Source organism: Turicibacter sp. T129, assembly GCF_025594975.1.
Lineage (GTDB): Bacteria > Bacillota_I > Bacilli_A > MOL361 > Turicibacteraceae > Turicibacter > Turicibacter bilis.
This window is the reverse complement of sequence record NZ_JAMQUU010000062.1, coordinates 1-742: the sequence shown is the minus strand read 5'-3', so window position 1 is coordinate 742 and position 742 is coordinate 1. Positions and strand designations below refer to the sequence as shown.

The following is a 742-nucleotide window of genomic DNA, read 5'->3' as shown; positions in this document are numbered from 1 at the left end:
CAAGAGTCGTCGCTGAACAATTACTCGATGGATTTAAAGGCTACCTGCATTGTGATGGGTATTCCGGATATAAGAACTTACCGAATATTGAATTAGTGGGATGTTGGGCGCATGCCCGTCGCAAGTTCAAGGATGTGCCGGGGAAGAATGGAAAAGCTAAACAAGCCATTGACTACTGTAACCAAATTTTTAAGATTGAACGAGCCCTTCAAGGGTTATCCCCTGAGGAACGTTATGAGCAACGTCAGTTACAGGTCAAGCCAGTGATTGAGGCTTTTTATGACTTTCTAGGGAGCTTCATTCCCATGAAAGGTAAGTTACAAACTGCGGTTCACTATGTTTTAAATCAAAAGAAAGAACTGATGGCATTTTTGAAAGATGGACGATTAGAAGCATCGAATAATCGTGCCGAACGTGCCATCAAAACCGTGGTTATTGGACGGAAAAATTACTTATTTTCAACAAGCTTATCAGGGGCTGAAGCCAATGCGATCATTTATAGCATCATCGAAACGGCTAAGGAACATGGCCTAAATATCTATAAGTATTTAACTTATTTATTTGAACACCTACCAAATGTTGAGTTTTTAATGAAACCAAAGCTCTTGGAGGACTTTTTACCCTGGGCAAAAAAGGTTCAAGAATATTGTAAAGGAATCTAAAAGAAAAGAGACCTCATCTGTACTTTCAGTCTACAGGTGAGGTCTTCTTTTTTCTATACGTGTTATTATTACCCGCTTAC

Annotated in this window: 1 protein-coding gene; it reads left to right on the top strand. The window is 39.5% G+C overall.

Annotated elements, in window-relative coordinates:
- Window positions 1-662, top strand: a 662-nt coding sequence (gene tnpC, locus NEH75_RS10645) for an IS66 family transposase (protein ID WP_262948856.1), incomplete at its 5' end; no start/stop codon positions are given.
- Window positions 663-742 lie beyond the last annotated feature (80 nt).